The sequence below is a fragment of the Flavobacterium sp. U410 genome (assembly GCF_053570605.1).
In genome coordinates, this window is sequence record NZ_JBSEFI010000004.1 from 107,613 (window position 1) to 130,708 (window position 23,096).

Below are 23,096 nucleotides of genomic sequence, written 5' to 3' on the forward strand. Positions count from 1 at the left end.
AAAATTTAAATTATTCTTGAAATGTTCAAGCGTATTTTATCAATTGCTTTTGAGTATTTTCAGAATATTATTAAGGTTAATATAATTTCAACATCAATTTTTTTACGATTCGCATGGTGTTAAATGATTAGTTTATAATTGTTTATGTAAATAATATATTCAAATGTATGAAATTACTCCATAAAAAAAATAGGTATTTTTACCCTTTTTTATGATTTACGGTTAAGTTGTAGCATAAAGTAGTTTGAAGGAATATACAGAAGCTGTACGAAGCCCATAGTAAAGCTGTCAGGTTTACTATAGACTTCTGCTTGTAAATAAAATGAGATACGGAATCAAGTTTAGCATGATAAGAGAATTTCTCAATACTATTTTTAAAAATAAAAACTAGTGTTTCCCTTTCTAAAAATTACTTGGAGTACCGTTTGGGATGACTCTTATGGGCAAAAATTGTATGGAGAACTTTTGTAATGAAAACAAATGGTAGCACAAAGTTGTATTGTAAGCTTTTCAAAAGACTTTTTGTTTTTACATTAAAAAATCTGCTAATCTGTGAAGGTAAATAGTATGAAGAACTTCTGAAATAAAATGAATTGTAGTTTTGATTTTTAGGGACTATTTACCGGTACAAAATATGATTTTTCTTTAATAAGAAGTTTTTTTCGAGTATAAAGATACAAAATGGAGTGTTTTTAGTCGAGAATTAGAACCTTTGCCGCCTATCCCTCTAGTGGTATCTTTCTAATGGTGTAGCAAAAATAAAAGTGTCGTATTTAAATGATTTTAAAGTAGGGTGATTTGTATTTTTATTTTTTTCTAATTCAATCACTATATTATCATCGTTTACTTCAATTAGAAAACCTTGATAAAAAGTTTTATCATATTTGCCTCCTGTAATTATGATAGCTATAATTTCTTTTATTTCGTATTGGAGTAAAACATCACTTCGCTTCATAAGTACAATTATTTGATTTTTGTAAACTTTTAATATTTTTTTCCTTTTCAGAAAAAGAATAAGGTTGCTTCTGTTGTGATTTATAAAAGTAATTTTTTTAACATAATCACTTATTTTAGTTTAATCAATATTTTAGAATAACTTAATGCTAAAAACATATCATTTATGGTACTAAAAGACAAAATTTCCTTACGGGTTTGCTTTTTGTATAATATGCCAAAAATCGAAAAAAAAATAAACTAAAAAACCACAATTGGAAAGTTGACTGGTTCAAATTTTTTAAAAATTTCAATCACTTTACTTTTATCTTCTACCTCAGCCCATCCAATACTTTGGTTTTGAATACCAACGATTTCATCTGTTAACACGAAAGCTGTTGATAGCACTAGCTTACCATCAATATAAAATATTAATTTACTCTCGCATGTTGCCATATCCCCGCCAGTTTCTTTTAATTTAAAAGACTTCATCAAATTAATTAATAGCTTTCTGTCTTTACAACAAAAAAGTCTTTTTTGCTTCATACCTTTGGGTAATTCTTTCATGTCGTATTCTGAAAACAATAAATACATTTTACACTCTTGATTTGTCTCAGAAATTAATTTATTAAATGTTTCTATTTTTCCATCAACTATTTCAATTGACGTTTCTGATGGGACATTAATTATAAATGGATAATTAATGTATATAAAAACAGTCAGAATACTAAAAAAAAGTAATATTAAAATTTTCTTCATTTCTAATTATTATCTTTAACGTGAAACTCTAAATACTTCCCCTTACTCAATGTGGCTACTTTGTCTTTGTACCCAAATCAGGCAAACGGGTTACCAAAATGATTTTTAAAACTAGTATTAATCAATAATTAGGAGGAGAATTTAACGGAACTTTAGTTTCATAAATTGGACTTATCATTATAAGTATATCATTATTTTCAATTATTTCAATCTTTTGTTCTTCGGTTAAATTTTCAAATATATTTTTGTATTTATTAAGACTATTTTTATTAATATATTTTGCATATTTAATAAAGATATATTCTACTGTTTTTTCTATTTTTTCAATTTCTTTTTTTGAATAATAAAGATTAAACTTTATTACTTTTTTTTCATTAGTATCAAAAATTAAATCAATTTCCTTGTAAATCTTTTTTTCGTCATTTAATTCAATATTATTAGGATTGAATTCATTCAATAATGATAAATCTCTTTTAGCTTCATCAGATGAATCAAAATCCAAATAACACACTTCTGAATTTTGAATCTTTATTTTTTTTGAAAAAAAATTATCACAATTTTCTTGCTTTAAATAAGCATAAATTAAATCATTATTTGATTTTTTATTACAATTTGTAAAGCATAGACTAATTATTAAAATTAAAATATTTAAGCCCCAACCATCAAATTCTTTTATTGGATTGTTAATAAAATATTTTAGATTAATAACATTTTTTAAATTCAATAATATCATTTTCATTTAAAATTAATCTAATTATTAATCTATCACTTTCATTGTAAATTTTATAAATTTCATCATCATCATTATAACCTGACAAAGTAAAAAAAGGAGAGCTCAATTTCAGTTCATAATTTCCTTTTTCAATTTTTAATAAACTAAAAGCAGAACTTTTGAACATCCTTTTTTCGTCAAAATTTATTTCTACAACTTCTATTTCATCAGAAATATTATCTAAATCTTCATTTTCACTCATTAGTTGAAACGTTAACAAATCTGGTCCAGGACCATCTAACTCTCTTTCAAATTGCATATTTAAAATGCAGTTATTTAATGACTTACAACTTACAAATGGAAGAAAGACACTGAATAAAATAATCGTTATTACTTTCATAACTATTTCTTTAAAATATCTTTAAAATATCTATTGTAAATGCTCGGTGGTAGTAAACCTCCATATTGAAAGCTCAAGTATTTTTTAAATTCTATACTTGTTTTAGACCAACTTGAGGATTGAATTTGATGTGAGACAGCATTTACTTCAAAATTATTACCATCTTGTGCATAGGAATATTTTCTCTTCTCTGTGTTCCATAATTTTATATGATCATTACCGTGCTGAAAACCTTCATGTTCCCACATATTAATCATGTCATATCTATTTTTTATAAAATCTCCAAAAGCAGGTTTATGAAAATGATAAGTTATTTCTCCTGTTTCAGAGTTGAACGAAGTTACTTGCTTAAAATTACTATTAATAGATACTTTAAATGGTTCTGAAACTTTTTTATCAGTAAATTGGGCATAATGCATTACAACCTTTTCAGCTGCTTTATTACTTATATCTTTTCCGCTTGTAGTATAATTTTTAAGGTTTCCTTTGTCCCAATCTTTTTTATCTATAAACCTAATTTCATCTGTTCCACCTTTACCTAAATATTTACCTGTTTCTTTATCAAAATAATCTAAAGGAGCTCTTCCGTCTGGGTCGACAAATTTAATCGGATCATCAAATGACATTGTATAAGGAGACCATTCCGGAAATTCCTCACTCAAAGGGGTCAGGCGACATCCATCTACCAGTAACATCTCCTATAGGCTGCGCATCAGGGTTAAGAGTATCTTGAACAATATGACCAACAATTTGACTTTTGTACACATTAAATCGTACCGAACCAATAGTTACAATGCTGTCTAAATCGTGAAACTCTAAATACTTCCCCTTACTTAATGAAATACTAAACTTATTTTTTCAAAAACTTACTTTTATTAGAAAATCCATAAATAAAACAATATAATAGAAGCAATTAATGTTATCAAAGCTATTACATCTATTTTTTTTTGTTTATAATATTTCGACAATAGAATTGTTATAGATATTAAAATCGAAATTAAAATTAAAAACATTAAAACATTATACAGAGCTTTATTATCTCCAAATAGATTTAAAATTATTTTTTTTAAATAATTACTATTTTTCAAAGTATAATAAGATAGTATTATAATAAATGGTACTAAATTATATTTATCAACTTTAAATTTGACTTTCATTATTGTTTTTCTTTGCTTTCTCTATCTGCTCGTGCCATAATTTTTCTTTGAAATAAGAATCAAAGACATTATAGTATAAATACTCAATTATTTTTAATATTGCAAATATTACTATTAAAACTATAATAGCCTTTTTAATCCTTTTATTTAATAACTTTGTTTTCTTCATCATTTGTTAAAGGTAAATCTCCATAAGTTCCTCTTGTATTATTAAGGGTGGCTCCTCTTAAAATTGCGTTTAAATCAGCACTTGAATCATTTTTATTGTATTTTTTAGCATAATTTAAAGCTTCAGCTGAATTAAAACCAATCTCATTCATAAAATGCCCCCACATGAAATTTCCAGCATCTAAATGGTTATAAACTCTATATCCATCATTTTGGAAAATAAAAAGAGGTCCTTTATCATTTAGTATATCTTTTGTAGGGTCATAATAATTATTTTCATTGGCAGAATACAGCATTAAAGGTAACGAATAAAATGAAGCATCCATTTTTCCACCAACAGATTCAGTAGCTGCAAAGTATAATCTATTGAAGTAACTTTTGTAATTGATATTCGATTCATTTTTAAAAAAATGCATCCATCTTTCATCCACTGCAAAAACAAATTGGTGCGCCCTAAAGGCTTCTTCTCCAAATTCGTTTATTTTATTATTAATTGATGCTACATCAGTTTTTGGATCATTAAAAGTGTAATAAGTTCTATTAAGATTTTTTGAATTTTCAATAACTAATCTATCTTCTTCATTAGTTTTAATTGTTCTAACATAATGCCCCTTTTCATCAAAAACATAATCATCATCATAACCCATAGGAGCTCTTCCATCAGGATCTATAAATTTTAATGGATTGTCATAAACAAAATTATAAGGACTCCAAGCAGGAAACTCCTCGCTCAAAGGGTCAGGTGACATCCACCTACCTGTTACGTCTCCTATAGGTTGTGCATCAGGGTTAAGAGTATCTTGAACAATATGACCAACTATTTGATTTTTGTACACATTAAATCGTACGGAACCAATGGTTACAATGCTGTCTAAGTCGTGAAACTCTAAATATTTTCCTTTACTCAATGTAGCTACTTTGGCTTTGTATCCAAATCGGGCAAATGGGTTTCCTGCTTCAATATTCTTTTCTCTTCGTTCTTTTTCTTCTTTAGAGAGTTTGTCTTGTGAAAATCCTGTTCCGCAAACTAAGAGAAAAGCAAATAGTAAATAAACTTTTTTCATTATTCTTGTTTACTTATAGTGTTTAGTTTTTTGTTTTCGTATTTGTCTCGTTCTGTTTTTAAAGAAACTAACCAATTCAAATACATGCCTTCTGGCATGTTTCTATAGCCTATTTCGTGAATGTGAGCGTATTGTTGTTCTAATTGTTTTAGTTTCGTATTAAATGTTGCTTCGTCCGCTACAAACGCTAAAAGTCTTTTATCTGTCTCCGCTTTTAATAGTAAAGCATTGGCAAAATTAGAATAACTTTCAATAGCTAATGTACAACATTTTAACACAAATTGTCCGTCATTATTTGGATATTTTGTTTTGTAGTTTTCAGCTAAGTCAATTAACAGCAGAGCAATACTTTCTTTGTTGTTAAGTGCTTTCATATACACTCCGTTTGTAATAGCATCTATGTGAACATATCCCGAAGCCATTATCCAAGCATCAATGGGAAATATTCCACTTGTAAGCTCTGTGTTATACCAACCATCTTTAATGCTTCTATGCTTGATGTAAACATGGTTTGGAGCTAAAGCCAAATGGGCATCAGTTCCTAACTCTTCACAAAGTATTTTGTACAAGTATGGAAGTGAACGACAATTTCCTTTTCGAGTAGCTAATAACTTTGATACAAATAAGTTTTCTCTACTCTGATGACCGAATACATCGTTAAAGTCATAGCCAAAAGGTTGATACTGGTAAAGTTTGTCATTAATGTAAATTGGGATTGTATCATTCATTATCTGATAAACCGAAGCCCATTTATTGACTGTAGGTTTATCTTTTTCTAAATAGGCTAAAAATCTATCTTGAATCAATGATTTACTTAATCTTGTCAGCAGGTCAATTTCATCATTGATAAAAACAGTATCTAGCCGTCCATCGAAATAAGCGTTTTCAACTGAAAAGACCGCTTTCTTGAAACTGTATTTACTTTCATCCTGCAACATTTCATTTAAAAGTGAATAACTGCTCTCAAACAAGTTTTTTTGCTCTTGAGCTATACTTTTACCAATCAATGCTAAAAATAGCGTTATAGAAAGAATATAGTGTTTCATTTAGTCTTTTAGTTTTTGAATGGTTTTAACTTTAAATTGATTTTTAAATTGCTCACTTTGTTGCTTGTTCTTCAATTCATTTAATGAAGATAGCCAAGCCTCGTATGCTTCTGCCGGCATTTCTGCATAACCTAAATCATCAATTAACCTATTGTAATCATTGACTTCTTTTAGCATTTCTACTATTCTTGGGTAGTTTCTAATGTTTTGAAGTTGTTTACGGTCTCTTGGATTAATTTTTAGTTGAAAGCAAACATACTCAAATCGAGTAGCCAAGTAATTAGCCTTAATCATGTGAGCATTTATATTATTAGGATATAACTGTAACGCTTTTTCTATAACCTCTCCTACAAATTCATCGTATCCGAATTTATGAATGTAGCCATTTGCCAAGTCAACATAAAAGTTAGAAAGTAATTCCTTTTTGGTTAGGTTTTGTAGGTAAATTTTATTTTGAAGTGCTTCGGCTTTTATATACCCCGAATTTAAAATAAAAGATGGTGCTGTAAACATTCCGTTCGTTAGCTCGATAGTATACCATTTGTTGTTCTCATCTCTAAACTTGATAAAGGAATGATTTGGAGACATTGACAAAAAAGCTTCTGCATCTATTTGCTCGGCTAAAATCAAATACAATAGCGGTAAAGAGTGGCATTGACCTGTTCCTGTACTTGTCAATTTTGAAACAAACATTTTTGAAAAATCATTTGTTCCCATGTAGTCTTCAAAGTCGTATTTGAAAGGTAAATGCTTTTTACCATTAGTCAATTGTAAAGACTCTGAAAAGAACTGGAAAAGCATATAGTTTTTGGCTACATTATTGTTAGTATCATAACCAAGCTCTTTCATTTTAGCTAGTAGAAAGTCTCCGCCTTCTTTTATGATTTTATCAAACTCTGCTTTATCCAGTTGATTTTGTAAGTAAGTGTTCTCAATATTAAAATTGACATCTTTAACCGAATAATTCTCTACATTCAAATCAAGCATCTTGATGTAAGTATCTCTGTAAAGTTTAGCTTCCTTTAGTATTTCATAACTTGGTAAATCGTACTTAATACTTAAACTATAGTTTGAAAGCTCTTTTTTCAATTCATCCTGAAACGCTCTTTGTTGTTTCTGATGAATTGCTACTTCGTTAATGATTTGTTGGTTTTGTCTGTGAACATTATTTTGGTCATTCGTTCCTGAATATAAAGAGCCAATCGTTGAAGGATTATAATTGCTCGATGGATTAAAGTTTTGAGTACCGTAATTTTGAAATTGGAAAGGTTGCGGAGTCTGAGGGCTTGGGAGACTTTGTGCCATACAAAAATTGTAAAGCATTACAACTATTAAAGTCAATGTTTTACAATATTTATTTATGTATAAATGGTTTTCCAAAAACTGTAATGTAATTACTTGATTTTTGGTAGGGACTGAGCAAATATATAGATTTAAAATTAATATTTATTCCCAAAGTTCACATTTCTTAATAATTACTGATGTTATCGATAATCCGACACATTTACCAATAATTTGGACTCTGTCTCCTTTGCTTAATTTTGAAAGGTCTTTGTTATTCTTATCAGAAAAATAGCAATTAAATGATTTAAGTAATCTTTATTTTTGGGTTAAGCATTACAAAAAAGGTTGTTAAATCAATTTTATTTTCACTATTATTTAATGATTCTACTTCCCGATACAATATCTTTTTTCTCATTATTCATAAGGGTTAAAGAGGGTAGAGGTGTACAAAAGGTGTTAATTAAATTAGCTTTTTTTATAAAATCCAATCTACATTTTATTTTTATTAATTAGATTTAGGTCTCTTGATATTGTAGATAGAGCTACATTTATCTTTTCTTGTCCATAAAAATTAATAAGTTCTTGCTTTTCGGTTTCATTACCTCTTTCATAAACACGTTGAATAACTGCTTTACATTGTTTATCCCAATCAATTTTAGTAATATCAGTATCCCAAAAAAGTGATTTTCGTAAATTGGATAGGTTAGGAGTGTGAAGTGCTTTCTTTTTTTCTTGAGCAATTTCGTAATAGGTTTGAAGAAATGCCAATGACCCCTCTTCTAAACCTAAAGCAGCTTCTATTTTTAAAGTTAATGCAGTATTAAGGCTTCTTCTTCCTTTTGTGATAGCATTAACGGCTTGTGGATGTTCTCCTATAGAAAGGGCAAAAGGACGCTGAGAAATCTCTTTTTTAGCTAATAACCGCTCTAAAATGATTCCTGGATGAATACCTTTATATTTTTCTAATTGAAAACTCATAGTATAAATGTAAACAAATTTGTTTATATATTGTAAAAATGTTGTCAAGTAATTGTAAAATAGCTTTTTATAAAAAAAAGATTAAAATTATAGAATATCTAATTGTTAAATCAACTAATGGCTGTATTACCACATTGACTAATTGCTATATTGAACTTACTTTCCGATACATTATTTGCCGATACAAAATGTAATGCAATCTTTGTTTATGTGGGGTTTTGAGGTTGGCTCAATGAATGCTCAATGAAATTTATTTTTTCTTATATGTTTTTTTAAATCAGTCCTACTTCTTTACCTATATCTTGCATAAATTTTGCCATAGGTCTTTTATGAATTTCTTCTGGATTTGAATAATTACCTAAAATAAGTCTATTAATAAGATTATCATTAACTCTATGGCTTCTAAAAATCTTTTTTAGGTCTTCTCTATAAGTTTGATTGTAAGCCAACGCTTTTAAGATTATTTCCTCTGCTATATCTTTTTGTGTATGATAAATTTCATTTACATTAAATATGTCATCATAGGAGCTAGTTCCATTTTTTTTAAATTCAATCTTTAAATCATTAATATTTCTAGTGATTAAAAATTTTGCTTTACTAGCTTTGTTTAATTGAAAATGAAATAGATTAATATTTGTTTGATTATCATAAAGTTTAAAATCAATAAGATTATTTGATTTAGCAAGATTACAAGAGGCACATACAGGATATAAATTAAATAAAGCAATACTTAAATATGGGTATTTGTCTTTAGGATAATAGTGATCGACTTGAAATTTAGCATTATATTCATTTAAATTTTTATTTTTTTGAATTGTGATTGTCAATTGAGAATTACAATAAACACAAGATTTTATTCCTAAACTCTGAAAGTATTTGGGATAAAAAAAAGTTCTTTTTCCCGAATAGTCAAGTGTGTTTAATATTTCATCTTTTAAGTAAGTCTCCTTTGACTTTCCTGCAAATTTTATTTTACGTTTGGGAGGTATTTCGCCTATTTTTTTAATTAAATTTTCAATATCATTTAAAGGAAAAGAAACAAAATTACTCTTTTTGAACTCTCGAATTATTAATCTTAAAAAACTTGATTCCTTAGATTTTAGGTGCTTATTATTATTAAGTAGATTTTTTAAGTTTTGAAGAGCTTTATTATGATGTTCATCAATTTCAGACTTAAAATTCTTAATTTGGGTTTCTACTTGTAACTTATTTATTGTAATCATTTTCTTTTTTGATTTTTAAATTTGTAAGCCTTTGGATTTCTGCATCAATTTCATCATTATAAAGCTTAAAATACAGCTCTTTTAATGTACCTTTTAAAATAGGCTCTCCTATTAATTCAATAAAATCAAATGCCTTTTTTTCATCCCATTCATAATTAAATATAGATATGTGCTTGTTTTTATCTTCAGGGCTTAAAAAGTTAATCAAAGAAAAAATCTTATCCTTTATAAATTCTCCCATAAAACCCTTGATTAAATAAAAATCATTATCTAATAAATCATGAATATTTGCACCAAGTGTATTACGACTATTTGCATCAGAAATTATTTTTCCATTATCTAATTTTAATGTGTTTTCTTTTGGAATGTCTGACAAAATAAATGGTGAATGAGTACAAAATAGAATATTAATACTTTCAATGTGTGGTATTGATAATGTTTGTATTCTTTTTAGTAATTCATAAGCAAAACTTCTTTGAAATTCGGGATGGAAATACAATTCTATTTCATCTAAAATAATATTTACAAATTTATATTTAATTTTTGGACTTTCAGATTCAAAAACAGAGTTAATATTTATTAAATGATAAAGAATCGATTGTATTGAAAATATAAAATGTTGCTCTCCAGAACTTAATTCAACCATATTAGTTAAATCAGATGGATTTTGTTTGTTATTGATTATATATAAGGTAATATTATGACACCCCAAAGGAATTAATTCTTCATATTTTAAAGAATCATTTTCTTCTTTTGCTTTTTTGATAATTTTTATTAGCTCAGTTAGTGATATAGTGTAGTTAAATTCATCACTAAAATCTATATTAGAGTCAAAATTTGAATCAGTATTAAAATTTAATGAGTTTGCTTCTTCTTTTACATCAAACCAATTGAAACGTAAATTATTTAGTGTTTGACGTAGTTTTAAAGTTATATGACTTTTATCCTTACAAAGAACAGATAAAAAATTATTAAACTCATCAAGATTTATTTCATATTCTTTTAAAATTTCATATTTATTATATTCTTTATATTTTTTTGAAATCTTTAAAATTTTATAAAATATGTAATTAGATTGTTGTCTTAAACTTCCACTTGTAGGGGTATAGATTTCATCTTCGCTAAGATTTAAATCGTAAAACATGTTGTAGATTTTACAAATAAATCCTTTTTCGCTTAAACTAAACTTAGATTTATATGATGTGAAATGAGTGTTAATATTAATTTTTTCAACTGAATAAGATTCAATTAAATCAAGTTTAAATTTTACTGCTCCAACATTTTTATCGTTTACAGTACTATTTTCAATTGTATAAATACTATTAGTGAAAAATCTTGTTTGAGCAAGATGTAATTCTGAATTGACATCAATATTTCCATTTGTTCTAAATGGATTTATTACTAAGGGAGTTTGGTATCCATCATTTTTATGGAAAAGTTCTCTAATCCAACCACCTAAAATATTATCATTTAATCCGTAAAGTGAATAGTTTATTGAAATGTTATAAAAAAAAGCATCATTGAATATATACTTTAAATATTTTTCTATAGGTTCATTTGATAGCCATTTAGATAAACCATCATCTTTACCTTCTATCAATTTATGAATAATTCCTAGTTTTTTTGAAATATTGACACAATATATATTTTCATTTATTGAGTAAAATATTTCAACATTAATTGAAGATATTAATCTCTTAATTTCATTTAATTTTCTATTTGATTCTCGTTGCTTTACTGGGTCAAAAGGAATAAATTCTATAGGGATTAAACCGTGTTCGTCACCTTCTAATACTCTTTTTCTTGAAGCTATTCTATAACAACTAGCATATAAGAGCTCCAGTAAACTACTCTTTCCGGAACCATTTTTTCCAACTAAAGCACTTACATTAATATTGATTGCATTTCCATTGTTTTTTATTTGATAAAAATCAACAGGGACTTTAGAGGAATGGGTTATTGACGAGACATCTTCAAGACCTGTGTTAATTTCATTACCATTTGAATCTTTAAAAGTATATTCATTATAGAATTTATATATAGTTCCTTTTTCTAAATTTTTTAAAAATCGTCCATCACAATCTTTTAAAGGTCTAATTGCTAATAGCTTAAAATTATTTGACATATTATTATTTTATATTTATAAATCCTCTAAAATTTGTTCCATTGATATCAATCTAGTACTCAAAAGCTTTAGTTCATTTGAAGTTGCCTTATTCCCAAAAATCATATCCAATTGGTTAATCATTTCTGGAATTTCTATATCATTTTCTACAATGATAAATTTTATGTCTTTAGGCTCAAATTTTAATTTTATATGTTTAGCAAGTTTTATATTAAGAGCTCTTCTTCTTATAGGATCAATAAAGTATTCTCTTGAATAGCTGTCTTTAATTTTTTTATCTAAAAGAAAATCTCGAGAAGGAGTAAAGCGCCATTCTCTTTCATCATAAAACTTAACTTTGTTTTTTAAATAGTTTTCATCTCTAAAAAATTTACCTTCGTACGGTTTAATATATCTGATAAAATTTGAAAGATTATTATGAACTGAACTAATTTTTTTACCTAATTCTTTTTCTCTATTATCATAATGCTCAAAAATTTTTGCAGTGTTTTTTGATAATTTTATGTTTTTAAGTTCTTCTTTATTTATATCAAAGAAACTTTCAATGTTATCAAAAACGTAATTTAGAGTTTGAGTTGTTTCAGAATTTGGATAAGCATAAATAACAGGACTTACTTTATTCCTCATTCCCCAATCTTTTGTTAGTCCTATAGCATATCTACCATAAGTTTTTGTATGATTTTTCACATGAGATAATGGTATGTCGCAGAAACAAGTCATTGGAAATACTATTTCAGCTTTATTGTTAATGAGGTTTTGATAGTTTTCTAAACTATACCTAACATATAAACCATTTTTCAGAATACTTAATAAATAATTTTTTTTATTGGTAAAATGAAACAGTGTATTTGAACTAATATTTACTTCCATAAATGCTAAAATTGTGGTGTGTTGGAATTAGGAGTTATTTCAGGTTTTTCAACTTTTAACATTACTGGCATTGGAAAGTCAACACCCATTAAAATGGCTTCTCCTGAACCCAAAACAGGTAAGAAGGATAAAGTATCACGATTTGCAGATGAGCAGGCGTTTGCTATAGATTCTTTATCTTGATAATTTATTAATCTATGAGTAATAAATGTTCCAATTTGGCTTAATGTACCATTTGGAATATCTCTTGGCATTTGTGTTGCAATACATAAAAACAAACCATATTTTCTACATTCTTTGGCAATACTATCAAAAGAATTTAATTCTGTTGCCTCAAAATATTCATCTTTTACTTTTTTGTTTAAGTATTGATGAGCTTCATCAATAAATAGAACTAAAGGTCTTTCTTTAAAATTATTTTTTCTAGCTAATTCTAATAAAAACTTTCCAATTGCATTTGCTAAAATTTCTCTTGCTTGAAAATCAAAACTTACATTTTCAAAACCAATTCGTAATAAATTTTTATCGCTATTTAAAAAATTATTGATTCCATCTATTAGTTCTGAATTATCATTTTTTTGTTTGTCAAAACCAAATAGTCTTTTAAAATCAGGATTGTTAAGTAAATTATTTATTCTAAGAATTAGGCTGATACAGTTATTTAAGTGCGAATCATTATTACCTCCCCATTTTTTACTATCAGTCCTGTCAACATCAAAAACACACTCTTTTATTATTTGTAAACTCAAACATTTTATATCAAAATTTGAATTAATTCCTTCGATTTGTTCAATAAATTTATTGTAAACTCTGTTAAATGGTCGCATTAATTGCCCCATTTTGAGTATATTGTTATCTTTTATATAGATGTTTTCTCTTAAAGTTTCTGTTATTTTTATAGAATAAGTATTATTGTCAGGTTTGATAATAAAATCTCCATCAATATTATTTTCTAAAATTCGTAATATTTTAAGTGATTTTATAGCTTCTAATAGCTTTGGTGCTTGTACTTGACCAGAAGGTCTTAATAATACAAATAAATCTGAAATTGTTAGATTTGTGTAATGTAAAAAAGAATCACTTGAAAGAATTAGAGGAGCAGTTGATTTTACTGTATCATTATCGAAATTCGAATATTCCCCAGTAGGGTCAATAATAATAGCTTTATTTTTATTGTTAGTAATGCCTTCAATTAATTTACTTACTGTATAACTTTTACCACCACCAGTTGTCCCTACAACTGCACAATGTCTTCCAAATAATGCCTGTTGTGATAATTCTACAACTGTGGACTTGTCATAAGTTAGATGACCTAAATTTATAGTAGGAGGAGTGCCTTCGTAGTCGTTTTTAACACCAAATTTTTTAAAATAGTCTTTTATGAAATTTGAAGAACAAATAAAAACTTTAGCTCCAATCATTGGCAGAGAGTTAAGCCCTTTATCAATTTTAGAAGGATTAAATAACTCAAAAGAAAGCATTATTTCAATTTTTCCTGTTGGATGAAATTCTTTAGTACTAAATGATTTTTCACTTAATTCTAATCTCTCTTTTTCAGGTAAGCTTAATTCTAATATTTTACCTAAAAAACCAAATTTTTCACCTTCAATTACAACATAATTGCCTACTAAACCACCTTTTAATTCTTCTCCATAAAATGTAAAAGATTTCATTAAAATTGATGAAGGAAAATGAACCTTAACAAATTGAGGATTTACTTGATTTATATAACCAATGAAATGACTATGATTGAAAGGATTATTACTCATTAGTTATTTGATTTAAGTTGAGGATAATCTTTTTAGAGTCTTCTTGATTATATGATTTTAAGTCAGGATAATTAGTTGCAAAATCCATAAATAGTTCAGAAATTAATACAATGTTATTATGCTTTTTTGCAGCTTCAATAAAAGGTTTTAGGCTATTTGATTTTTCGTCAATTCCTTTATTCACAATAACTAATTGAAAACTTGGATTTTGTTCTAAAGCTTCAATTATTGCGGTTACTATATGTTTATCATTAAAGCTAAAACCAATACAGATAAGTATTATATTTTCAGTTCTTAAATTTTGTTGAAAACGAGACATCATTTCAAAATATGGTTGTTCATATGAACTTTCATATTTACTGTCTTTTGGAAATATCATTAAAGGATTTTCAACATTTTCCATTTGAAAAATTTTATTGTCTCCTTTTGACCAATCAACAGAACCATGTGGTTTGTATAAATGAAATACTTTTTGAATGAAATTATCTTCTTCTTTTACACGACTAAGATTCCTAGAAACAATGTCTAATTCGAAATTTCTACCACTAAATATTCTAGGGTGTGAAAAAGAAAAACCATCAATTATTGTAAAATTTTTTCTTTTGCCTGCTTGTTCAAATAAAGTATCATAATTAAGAGTAAATATTTTTACCCTTGGTAAAGTTACCTTTCGTTTTGTTATTTTCTCTAAAAAAAGTAAATGAGGTGCATCATCAGGTAATGTTAAAGTACAATTTTCTTTAATAATCCCTTCGATTTTTATTATGATTTTTTTTATGTCAATTTTTTTAATGTCATCGCTTTCTTCTATATTATCAGTTACAAAATCTTTTGCAATATTCGCTAATGATAATAATCGTTCAAGATTTTTTAAGTATACATTTTCTTCTTCACTTTTAAATTCCTTATAAGTAACTAATTTACAAAATCTATCTAAAATTGGTTTTGTCAATTCCTTCTCAACTTCGTCCCATAGTTCGGACATTATTTTCCCCTTTCGCTCAACCTCCTTATTATTTTCAAAGATATTTTTACCAACTCCAATGGAAGATCCTGCTCCAGATAATACAATTAGATTTTCGAATTGATTATTTAAAAAAGCTCTATATTTTTCGCGCTTTACAGCATTAGCATAGTCTAATTTGTTTGGATTTTTTTCTTCTTTAAAATCATGAATTTTACCATCAATATATACATTGTTTACAATATCATCATTATATTCAACCTCTACTGATTTTTGACCATTTAAGTATAAATATTCTTTTTTCATATTACAAAGATTTTTTTACTAGAATCTATTTACTCTCTCCATAAACCATTCTTCATCAATTCCATTCTTTCCAAGTTCCATTTTTAATGAGTTGTATTCCTTTTCTATATTTTTCGATTGCTGCTTGACCATTAGTATAGCTGTCGAATAATCCCCGTAATTCAAGTATGCTTTTAATTCTTTCGGACAACTCGTCTCCTCCTTGTACATCTCTTTTGTCAACTCGTTTAGCAATTTGTTTGTATCTCCTTTCAATGTCGCTTCGAAATTCGCTTTCAATGTCGGCTTTGAGTTTTCCAATATTTGCAATTTCTGATTCAAATCCTTTTCTAAGCTGTTCAAAGTTTTCTTGTTCTGATTTTTCAAGTTGTTCAAATTTGTCTCGAATAGACTCTTCTGTTCCTCCAAAATAATCTTCAATGGCTCTATTTTCTCTAATATCTCTGTCAATTGAGTTTTCTTCTCTTCGATAGACTTCTTGCATTGCGTCAAGGTCTGTTTCTTGATATTCAAGTTCTCTTCTTTTTCTTTCAAACTCTTCGTGTATTGTATCTTCAGATTCTCCAAAACTATATTTGAACTCGATTTCTGCGTCAACGTAACTTTCTTCTTCGATAAGTTGTTCTCTCTTCGTATTATATCTCTTTTCCAAACCTGAATAGTATTTTTGAAATTCTTCTTTTCTATTGTCAATTTCTTCTCTTCTGTTTCCAAGTTCTGAGTATATTTCTTTCTCAATTCCATCTTGTATATCATCCAGTCTTGATTGATGCTCTCTTGTAGCTTTCTCAATTCGCTGTATTTCTTGTTCAAAGAGTCGTTCAGCTCTTTTGTATAATTGCGATTCCAAACATCGAGTAATTGACCGTATAAGATTTCCAACTTGCGCTGCTCTACATTTGTAAGATTCTTCAAAAAGCTTTCTTTGGTCGTCATCAATTGATGGAATTCCTTCTGTATTTCCTTCGGAAATTGGTACATATTCGGTGTTGGATTCGATTTCATTATATGTCCATTTAACTTTTGATACTTTACTAATTTCTTTTTCTAATTCGACTTCAGGTAATTTTGGAATTACAATTTGAACAGTATTTATTCCTAACCTTTGAAGTTTATTGAGTTTATCAATATCAGGTTTATGTGTTACAACAAATTCAATGAATAAAATAGGTTTTCCTTCTTTGTCAAAGAAAACAGCATCAGGTCTTATCCATAAATAACGTTCTTCTACCTTGACATCTTTCCCCCAATGAATTACACCTTCTTCATCTTCAAAAAAAGTAACTTCTTTGTCTACTTTATGAGCAAATATGGTTTCTTTTTCTTTTAGAAGATTTGGAAATCCTTCAACTCCTTTTGGTGGAAATTTATAAACAGCTGGAACTGTAATTTGTTTTGTTCTCATGAAATAGAGAAATGCTAGTTTTTCTCTATATTCTTTACTAGCATGTACGCACTCTGTTTTAGAATTATCCACATCTTTGACATGATGTCTGAAATAAGATTTGTATTCTTTAATTTTTCTTTTAACAGCCTGCATTTCTTTGCCACAACCCATACAATAATAACCCTTTGCACCACTTTCGGCTTGGGTTATATGAATTGGGTTCCCTTCAATATTGTTTGCCCAATCATTCTCTTCTTCTATGTTTTTAATTAGTTTCAGAAATTATCTTTACAAGGTTGAAATTTTTTTTGTTACAAACTTCTCTAATTCATTAATTTTTAAATTAATCTATTTTTTATCCTTTGGTTTTGAGTTACTTGGCTTTAAAGAATTACTAGGTGCAATGTTGGGTCTTCCCAACGTTACTGATTGCCCAACTTTTGGTTTCGGTTTACTACTCATAGTTTATTAATTTGTTTTTGGTTTTATCGTTGGAGGTGGTGTAGGGTTTATCCTTCCTGTATTTGGTTCAGGTTGACTTTTGGGGTTGTCTTTTGGTTGTAAAGTTTGATTTTCGTCCATATTTGATAAATTTATTGTTACAAATGTTAGGGTTAAAATAGTTCCTAATATTAAGCTCCAAATTGAAATTTTATTAAGAGTGTTGATTGGTTTATTTCTTTTTTCAATATTCTTAAATATATCATCATATTTTTTTTCGTCAATTTCTTTTATAATTTCATCTGAATCGTTGATTGACTTATAATGAGAATATAAATTAGATAAAAGAGTTATTACAAATAATAGCAAACCAATAATGTAAAACCATAGAAAAGAGATTTGAGTTATTGTAACAATTTTTTCTAAAAAAGTTAATGATATAATTATACCACCTGATGCCAAAATATTAATATACTTTTCAAAATCATCTTGACTTTTATTTTTATTCTCAATTATAGAGTTTCTGTAGTTTTCCCAGCCCAACTCAAATTTCTTATTTGCTTTTTTATTGCCCATTTTGATTAAATTAAATTTGAATAAGGTTTACTTTTTTGTCTTTCAACTTCTTTTTGAACACCATCAAGGCTAGGCATTAATGTTACCCAGTTTATATTTAATTGGTTTAGTTTTTTAGCTATAGGTTCTAATTCATTATGAGGTAATGTGAAAAGCATTGGTTTTCCAATATGTTCAATAATTAATTTATCCAAAAATTCATTGTTATATTTATCTGATAGTAATTTGTCTAAAGTATATGTTATATCAAGAAAAGTTGATTTTTCTATATTTTTTACATTACCAATTAAATTATTTACCGGAGGAAAATAGTTTATAAAAACACCTTTTTGTGCTCTAATGTATTCATTTTGAAATTTTTTTACATCTATATACTCGATATATCTAATATGTTTTATAGCTTCAATTAATAATTTTGGAATAACCCATATTCCAATTCTCTTTGTATTTTCTTTATTTAATTTTTCAAAAGGAAAACAACTTTCAGAGGCAAAAAATATTGCTATCAACGGATTTTCTGTAAAATCAAGTAACCTAGTTTTTACACCATAATGCTGTGCTAATGCGAGTTCGCTTAATTGCTCTTTTTTAGGAAAACTTTGACTTTCATGAATTCTATAATTTGTTCCATTAAAGTTGCTGATTTTGTTATTTATATTTATTAAATCGAAAGACTCGTCTGTAATATCGAATCCTAGTGAATCCATTCCTTTAATAAAATCTACAAAAGCTGTTACTTCTTTACCATGTAAATTGCCATTACCTGATTTGTAAATATTAATTCTACCGCTATATTCTTGTTCTGTTTCATTAATTCCTTTTCTATAAATACTAGGGAGCAATTCCCAGGTCGAATCTTTATGACCTCTGTATATATAATCAGTAAAAATAGGATTGTTATTTTCTTGATAAAGCTCTGATATGTTTATATCGAATGCATCTAAAAATGTTAATGCATCTTCAAAATTATATTCATAATACGTTTCATATATAATAGGTTTAACTCCTCTGATTTTTTTTCCTTTCGGATTTATTCGATTAGGAAGAGTAATATTATAATGATATAAGAAATTTAATTTATCCATGACCTAACAATTCTCAACAACCTCTATTTCTTCTTGTGTTAACCCATACAACTCATAAACCATTTAGTCTATGACTTTATCGGTAGCATCAATTTGAGTTATAAATTTTGATTTAATTTTTATTAATGATTACAAAAATGATTTTTATAATCTAAATAAATAAATAATTCACAAGCTTAAGTTATTAAACTTGTTTTGTTGGTAGGGGGAATTCAAATTTAATAAATTAATCAGTTTATTGTAAGATAAGTTTTAAACTAGTTATTAACAAAAGAAACTAAAGGAAAGAAAAATTATTAGCTAATTGAATTAACTTTTAATAATTTTACAGTTCGAAAATATTTAATCGCGTAAGCTATTAATCTTGGAAATAGAAAACTAGGAATCTTCTAAACAAACCAATGAATTAATAGGCTTACGCCTGTGCATAATACTTGCGTGGGCGTAGTCTTCTGTTTGTTGGGTCTCCTAGTACCTCTATTTCGGTTGGCTAATGTCTCACGCATTTTTTTGTATCTATGAAAGGGAAAAGAGTATTTCAAAAAATCTTAAACTATTTGTTATTTGAAGATTTTAATAAGCCAGTTTTCAATGAAGATAGTGAAGCTTTATCTGTAAGTTTTATTCAAGACAACAAACCTGGAGCTTCAGTTGAAGAAAGTCTAAATATTAAAATGAACTCCATATTTAGTTCAATTTTAATAAAATTAGACAAAGACGATAGAGAACAAATCCTCAAAGATATTTTTGAGGATCATAAGAGTTATAATGGATTATTGTTTTTATTCACAATGGAAATAGAAAAGCTTTTTAAAAATAAGCAAATTGATATCCCGCTTGAATTTTTAAAAATGATGAATAATTATGTGTCCAACAACGAGTTAAATGCTTTTGTTTTAATTTATTTTAAACTCTATTTTGCTGATTTATACGAAGAAAAGTTCAAGCAAAAACAACAAATTTCAAAACAAGAATACATGAAAGTATTAGAAAAATTCACGATTAAAAAATCAACCGTAGTTTAATATTTTATTAATTCTAAAAATTCTTTTTCTGAAATTTCAAGAACAATTTTTGGTTTAGAAAATGTTCCTTTTTCTACAGAATATTTATTCTTTATTTCATTTAGATTTTTACAAATGGAACTCATTTTTTTCTGATTGTCTTCGTTACTTTTTTCTAAAAGCTTATACAAATTATCTTGGTATTTTAATTTTTCTTCATACTTTTTAATAACATTTTCTATTTCTTTTTCGTTAGTCTTTGGTTCTATATTTGTAACATTTTGTGAAGAGTTATTATATAATTTATCTTCATCATAAACACATTTTTTTATAACATTTAGTTTATGGTCTAGGTCTTGAGTTACTGCTCTAAAAATTGGATTTAATTTATCACTTTCTATTTTTCTAACAACTGCAATAACTCGATTATTATCTTTATTAAATTCATCCATTTTGTTTAAAACATCCTGCAACAAACCTCCAAATTTTTCTTTAGGATTAACTGGATTTGTTTCAAAAAAAGTTAATATATCATCTAACAAATCAGGATTCTTTCTATAACCAAACCTGCTCTTTAAATTGTCCCATCGTTCAGATAAAACACCTTTTATTCTAAAATGATTTTCCATGTATTAAATATTTGATAATAAATAAATTAAATTAAAAATTCCACTTTTAATCCATTTTTTATAAAAACTAATGTCGTATTTATTGGTAGAATGGAGTGTTAACTCCGTTCCGTCTTGCGTATTTGAGAATACACTTAAGAAGTAGTATTCAAAAGCCACTCATTTAAATCTTTAAAATCTTTATAAAATGCTCTACAATCTATTGCATTATTAAATTTTTCAAGTGTCAATTTTGTTTGTTCATTTCCTGCTGCATCATTATCAAAAAACAATTCAATTTCATCATATTTTGATAAAATTTCATCGCAACGATTAATTAAGGTTATTGAATTTAGAATTAAAAAATCGGAATCAGATTTGAATTTATTTAGGAACGATAAGTAATCAAAAAAGCCTTCAAAAATTCTTAATTTGTTTTTATAACCTTTTACCAATAGAGAGACATCTTTTTTACCTATACATATTTTGGCATATTTGGAACGAATTTCATAGCCTTCAATATTATTTTTGAAACCAATTCCAAAATATTTTTTTCCGCTTACTTCGTAATGAACTTCTTTTAAATTCGATTCATTTTCGTAGAAAAAAAATTTTCGGTTTTCTAAATATTTTTTTAAAGCATAGTGTTGAATTTCAGTTACTTTAATTATACTTATTTTAGTTTCAGCTTGAATAAAATCGGAAGTAATATTTTTTTGCTTTTGAAAAGAAAAAATAGATTCATTTGAATAACTTTCTAAAAAATTTAAAACATCAGAAATTGAGTAATTAAATTTAATTGCGACAAAATCAATTGTATTTCCACCTTTTTGAAGCCCGTGATCATACCATTTGTTGATTTTGGTGTTTATTTTAAATGAAGGTGTTTTTTCATCGTGTAGGGGACTTGAGTACCAAATGTCAAATCCAATTGTTTTTGATGGTGTATAATTCATTTTTTGAAGTACTAATTCAATCGAGATATTACGAGCTTTTTCCAAACTGATTTTTTCTTTTTTCATCAGGAAATTTTTTTTTTTCGTTTAACTTGTATAATTAATTATAGGTTAACCTATTGTACAGGGTTGTTAAGCGCTTATTTTATTGGGGTTAACAAAGGTAAATCACACAAATTGACGAAGTTTAAATGTTTAAATCACACAAATTGACGAACCAAATCACACAAAATGACGAAGTTTAGAACTTATTCACACTTAACTTACTTTGTGTGTGATTTTATTATTTCAAGTTCTGGTAATATTACGTTAATTAATAAACTGAAAATATCTTTTTTAGTCTTTCTACCACTTGAAAAATCATCATCCAAACGTATAAACCTATCGTAAGCTAATTGAATTTTATTATTCTTTACAAGAGCTTCTGTGTAATCAAGAGTTTTTGTGCTTTCATAATTAGGAAAGAATCTATTTAAGAATGTATAAACAAATACGTAATGTTCTTCCTTTACACCAGTATAGCCACTTTTGTTTTCATAATTATTATGTATCTTAATAGAGATATAGTCATAACTTCTTTTTGATTTTTTTAAAGAATAACTAAAATACAAATCTGCTTTCATTTTTAATTCTGATATAGAATCATCTAAAACTCTTTGTCTGAAATGTGCAATTTGCTTGTATTTGTTTTCTATTCCAAGATCGATTTTTAAATCTTCAATACGACAATTATACCCTCCTTTATCTTTCCATCTACAGCATAATTCATACAATGCTTTACTATAAATAGAGCTTAATCCAATAATTATAGTTTTTTGAATTGAAGTATATCCACCACCTAAATAGCAAAAAAATTTACAAGCTTGAGAAGGAATAAAAAATGATATACGTTCTGAGTTTTTGACATACTTGAGTCCACTAATTAAAGAGGTAACATTAATTTCAACTTGTTGTGAACTTTTATTTTTATTTGGGATGTTTAAAATATATTTAACTTGTTTTGATCCCAGTGTATTTATTGCTCTTTCTACTCGACTATAATTTCGGTTTTTCTCAATTTTTTTTAATTCAATTACTATTTCTTGTTCGGAATAAACCATGTTTACATCTGAACTTTGCGATTTCATAAGCTCGTCAATAATGAAATAAATGATGTTATATTCAATAGTTGACAAGGTAAATCGAGCAGTTAAAATGTGATTTGGTTTTCTTATGTATATAGTGTTCTTCAAAACTCTATCAAGTTTAATTTAATGTATAAAAGACAATGTGTAAAACAGA

At 27.0% G+C, this 23,096-nt stretch carries 21 protein-coding genes and 1 pseudogene; 1 reads left to right on the top strand and 21 read right to left on the bottom strand.

From position 1 onward, the window contains the following. Positions 1-727 precede the first annotated feature (727 nt). From ACUSJC_RS04510 to ACUSJC_RS04595, 18 genes and pseudogenes are all read right to left on the bottom strand, one after another. Positions 728-955: a hypothetical protein gene (locus tag ACUSJC_RS04510; protein WP_449268366.1), complete on the bottom strand. Its 228-nt coding sequence runs from the start codon at positions 953-955 to the stop codon at positions 728-730. 239 nt (positions 956-1,194) lie between these two features. After that, positions 1,195-1,692 carry a hypothetical protein gene (locus ACUSJC_RS04515; protein ID WP_449268367.1) on the bottom strand — a complete coding sequence of 166 codons (498 nt, stop codon included), beginning with the start codon at positions 1,690-1,692 and terminating at the stop codon, positions 1,195-1,197. A 121-nt stretch (positions 1,693-1,813) separates the two neighbouring features. Then, positions 1,814-2,431, bottom strand: a complete 618-nt coding sequence (locus ACUSJC_RS04520; RefSeq protein ID WP_449268368.1) for a hypothetical protein — start codon at positions 2,429-2,431, stop codon at positions 1,814-1,816. Next, positions 2,394-2,804, bottom strand: a complete 411-nt coding sequence (locus ACUSJC_RS04525) for a hypothetical protein (RefSeq protein ID WP_449268369.1) — start codon at positions 2,802-2,804, stop codon at positions 2,394-2,396. Before ACUSJC_RS04525 ends, ACUSJC_RS04520 begins: the two co-directional genes overlap by 38 nt. A gap of 2 nt (positions 2,805-2,806) precedes the next feature. Beyond that, positions 2,807-3,499, bottom strand: coding sequence for a hypothetical protein (locus ACUSJC_RS04530; RefSeq protein WP_449268370.1), 693 nt, complete (start codon positions 3,497-3,499; stop codon positions 2,807-2,809). A 605-nt stretch (positions 3,500-4,104) separates the two neighbouring features. Then, positions 4,105-5,193, bottom strand: coding sequence for a hypothetical protein (locus ACUSJC_RS04535; protein ID WP_449268371.1), 1,089 nt, complete (start codon positions 5,191-5,193; stop codon positions 4,105-4,107). Continuing rightward, entirely contained in the window at positions 5,193-6,239 is a 1,047-nt protein-coding gene (locus ACUSJC_RS04540) for a hypothetical protein (protein WP_449268372.1), read from the bottom strand. Before ACUSJC_RS04540 ends, ACUSJC_RS04535 begins: the two co-directional genes overlap by 1 nt. Continuing rightward, positions 6,240-7,544 carry a hypothetical protein gene (locus ACUSJC_RS04545; protein ID WP_449268373.1) on the bottom strand — a complete coding sequence of 435 codons (1,305 nt, stop codon included), beginning with the start codon at positions 7,542-7,544 and terminating at the stop codon, positions 6,240-6,242. Positions 7,545-7,685: 141 nt separating this feature from the next. Beyond that, positions 7,686-7,808: pseudogene (locus ACUSJC_RS04550) on the bottom strand (hypothetical protein); the annotation flags it as partial. 204 nt (positions 7,809-8,012) lie between these two features. Then, positions 8,013-8,501 carry a helix-turn-helix transcriptional regulator gene (locus tag ACUSJC_RS04555; protein ID WP_449268374.1) on the bottom strand — a complete coding sequence of 163 codons (489 nt, stop codon included), beginning with the start codon at positions 8,499-8,501 and terminating at the stop codon, positions 8,013-8,015. 272 nt (positions 8,502-8,773) lie between these two features. Further along, positions 8,774-9,724 carry a hypothetical protein gene (locus ACUSJC_RS04560; protein ID WP_449268375.1) on the bottom strand — a complete coding sequence of 317 codons (951 nt, stop codon included), beginning with the start codon at positions 9,722-9,724 and terminating at the stop codon, positions 8,774-8,776. Continuing rightward, positions 9,708-11,849 carry a hypothetical protein gene (locus ACUSJC_RS04565; RefSeq protein WP_449268376.1) on the bottom strand — a complete coding sequence of 714 codons (2,142 nt, stop codon included), beginning with the start codon at positions 11,847-11,849 and terminating at the stop codon, positions 9,708-9,710. Before ACUSJC_RS04565 ends, ACUSJC_RS04560 begins: the two co-directional genes overlap by 17 nt. Before the next feature lie 15 nt (positions 11,850-11,864). Continuing rightward, positions 11,865-12,719 carry an abortive infection system antitoxin AbiGi family protein gene (locus ACUSJC_RS04570; protein WP_449268377.1) on the bottom strand — a complete coding sequence of 285 codons (855 nt, stop codon included), beginning with the start codon at positions 12,717-12,719 and terminating at the stop codon, positions 11,865-11,867. Positions 12,720-12,724: 5 nt separating this feature from the next. Next, positions 12,725-14,488, bottom strand: a complete 1,764-nt coding sequence (locus ACUSJC_RS04575; protein ID WP_449268378.1) for an ATP-binding protein — start codon at positions 14,486-14,488, stop codon at positions 12,725-12,727. Continuing rightward, positions 14,481-15,758 carry an SIR2 family protein gene (locus tag ACUSJC_RS04580; RefSeq protein ID WP_449268379.1) on the bottom strand — a complete coding sequence of 426 codons (1,278 nt, stop codon included), beginning with the start codon at positions 15,756-15,758 and terminating at the stop codon, positions 14,481-14,483. The genes ACUSJC_RS04575 and ACUSJC_RS04580 overlap by 8 nt, the downstream gene beginning before the upstream one ends. A gap of 55 nt (positions 15,759-15,813) precedes the next feature. Further along, complete coding sequence (locus tag ACUSJC_RS04585; RefSeq protein ID WP_449268380.1) at positions 15,814-17,298, bottom strand: hypothetical protein; 1,485 nt, start codon at positions 17,296-17,298, stop codon at positions 15,814-15,816. A 315-nt stretch (positions 17,299-17,613) separates the two neighbouring features. Further along, a complete protein-coding gene (locus tag ACUSJC_RS04590; RefSeq protein ID WP_449268381.1) occupies positions 17,614-18,162 on the bottom strand; it encodes a hypothetical protein in 549 nt (182 codons plus the stop codon). 5 nt (positions 18,163-18,167) lie between these two features. After that, positions 18,168-19,247 carry an FRG domain-containing protein gene (locus tag ACUSJC_RS04595; protein WP_449268382.1) on the bottom strand — a complete coding sequence of 360 codons (1,080 nt, stop codon included), beginning with the start codon at positions 19,245-19,247 and terminating at the stop codon, positions 18,168-18,170. Between the two features lie 518 nt (positions 19,248-19,765). On the opposite strand from ACUSJC_RS04595, the gene ACUSJC_RS04600 reads away from it, so the two are divergent. Next, entirely contained in the window at positions 19,766-20,272 is a 507-nt protein-coding gene (locus tag ACUSJC_RS04600; protein WP_449268383.1) for a hypothetical protein, read from the top strand. On the opposite strand, the gene ACUSJC_RS04605 is transcribed toward ACUSJC_RS04600, so the two are convergent. The 3 genes from ACUSJC_RS04605 to ACUSJC_RS04615 form a co-directional block, all read right to left on the bottom strand. Beyond that, positions 20,269-20,880, bottom strand: coding sequence for a BfmA/BtgA family mobilization protein (locus tag ACUSJC_RS04605; protein WP_449268384.1), 612 nt, complete (start codon positions 20,878-20,880; stop codon positions 20,269-20,271). The two genes, ACUSJC_RS04600 and ACUSJC_RS04605, sit on opposite strands and share 4 nt — an antisense overlap. A 134-nt stretch (positions 20,881-21,014) precedes the next feature. After that, positions 21,015-21,881, bottom strand: a complete 867-nt coding sequence (locus ACUSJC_RS04610) for a toprim domain-containing protein (protein ID WP_449268385.1) — start codon at positions 21,879-21,881, stop codon at positions 21,015-21,017. Positions 21,882-22,078: 197 nt separating this feature from the next. Next, positions 22,079-23,047 (bottom strand): replication initiation protein, encoded by a 969-nt coding sequence (locus tag ACUSJC_RS04615; RefSeq protein ID WP_449268386.1) that lies wholly within the window; start codon positions 23,045-23,047, stop codon positions 22,079-22,081. Between the last annotated feature and the right edge of the window lie 49 nt (positions 23,048-23,096).

Coding starts and splice junctions, on each gene's coding strand:
- ACUSJC_RS04510 (WP_449268366.1), bottom strand. CDS start 955: ATGAAGCGAAGTGATGTTTTACTCCAATACGAAATAAAAGAAATTATA.
- ACUSJC_RS04515 (WP_449268367.1), bottom strand. CDS start 1,692: ATGAAGAAAATTTTAATATTACTTTTTTTTAGTATTCTGACTGTTTTT.
- ACUSJC_RS04520 (WP_449268368.1), bottom strand. CDS start 2,431: ATGAAAATGATATTATTGAATTTAAAAAATGTTATTAATCTAAAATAT.
- ACUSJC_RS04525 (WP_449268369.1), bottom strand. CDS start 2,804: ATGAAAGTAATAACGATTATTTTATTCAGTGTCTTTCTTCCATTTGTA.
- ACUSJC_RS04530 (WP_449268370.1), bottom strand. CDS start 3,499: ATGTTACTGGTAGATGGATGTCGCCTGACCCCTTTGAGTGAGGAATTT.
- ACUSJC_RS04535 (WP_449268371.1), bottom strand. CDS start 5,193: ATGAAAAAAGTTTATTTACTATTTGCTTTTCTCTTAGTTTGCGGAACA.
- ACUSJC_RS04540 (WP_449268372.1), bottom strand. CDS start 6,239: ATGAAACACTATATTCTTTCTATAACGCTATTTTTAGCATTGATTGGT.
- ACUSJC_RS04545 (WP_449268373.1), bottom strand. CDS start 7,544: ATGGCACAAAGTCTCCCAAGCCCTCAGACTCCGCAACCTTTCCAATTT.
- ACUSJC_RS04555 (WP_449268374.1), bottom strand. CDS start 8,501: ATGAGTTTTCAATTAGAAAAATATAAAGGTATTCATCCAGGAATCATT.
- ACUSJC_RS04560 (WP_449268375.1), bottom strand. CDS start 9,724: ATGATTACAATAAATAAGTTACAAGTAGAAACCCAAATTAAGAATTTT.
- ACUSJC_RS04565 (WP_449268376.1), bottom strand. CDS start 11,849: ATGTCAAATAATTTTAAGCTATTAGCAATTAGACCTTTAAAAGATTGT.
- ACUSJC_RS04570 (WP_449268377.1), bottom strand. CDS start 12,719: ATGGAAGTAAATATTAGTTCAAATACACTGTTTCATTTTACCAATAAA.
- ACUSJC_RS04575 (WP_449268378.1), bottom strand. CDS start 14,488: ATGAGTAATAATCCTTTCAATCATAGTCATTTCATTGGTTATATAAAT.
- ACUSJC_RS04580 (WP_449268379.1), bottom strand. CDS start 15,758: ATGAAAAAAGAATATTTATACTTAAATGGTCAAAAATCAGTAGAGGTT.
- ACUSJC_RS04585 (WP_449268380.1), bottom strand. CDS start 17,298: ATGCAGGCTGTTAAAAGAAAAATTAAAGAATACAAATCTTATTTCAGA.
- ACUSJC_RS04590 (WP_449268381.1), bottom strand. CDS start 18,162: ATGGGCAATAAAAAAGCAAATAAGAAATTTGAGTTGGGCTGGGAAAAC.
- ACUSJC_RS04595 (WP_449268382.1), bottom strand. CDS start 19,247: ATGGATAAATTAAATTTCTTATATCATTATAATATTACTCTTCCTAAT.
- ACUSJC_RS04600 (WP_449268383.1), top strand. CDS start 19,766: ATGAAAGGGAAAAGAGTATTTCAAAAAATCTTAAACTATTTGTTATTT.
- ACUSJC_RS04605 (WP_449268384.1), bottom strand. CDS start 20,880: ATGGAAAATCATTTTAGAATAAAAGGTGTTTTATCTGAACGATGGGAC.
- ACUSJC_RS04610 (WP_449268385.1), bottom strand. CDS start 21,881: ATGAAAAAAGAAAAAATCAGTTTGGAAAAAGCTCGTAATATCTCGATT.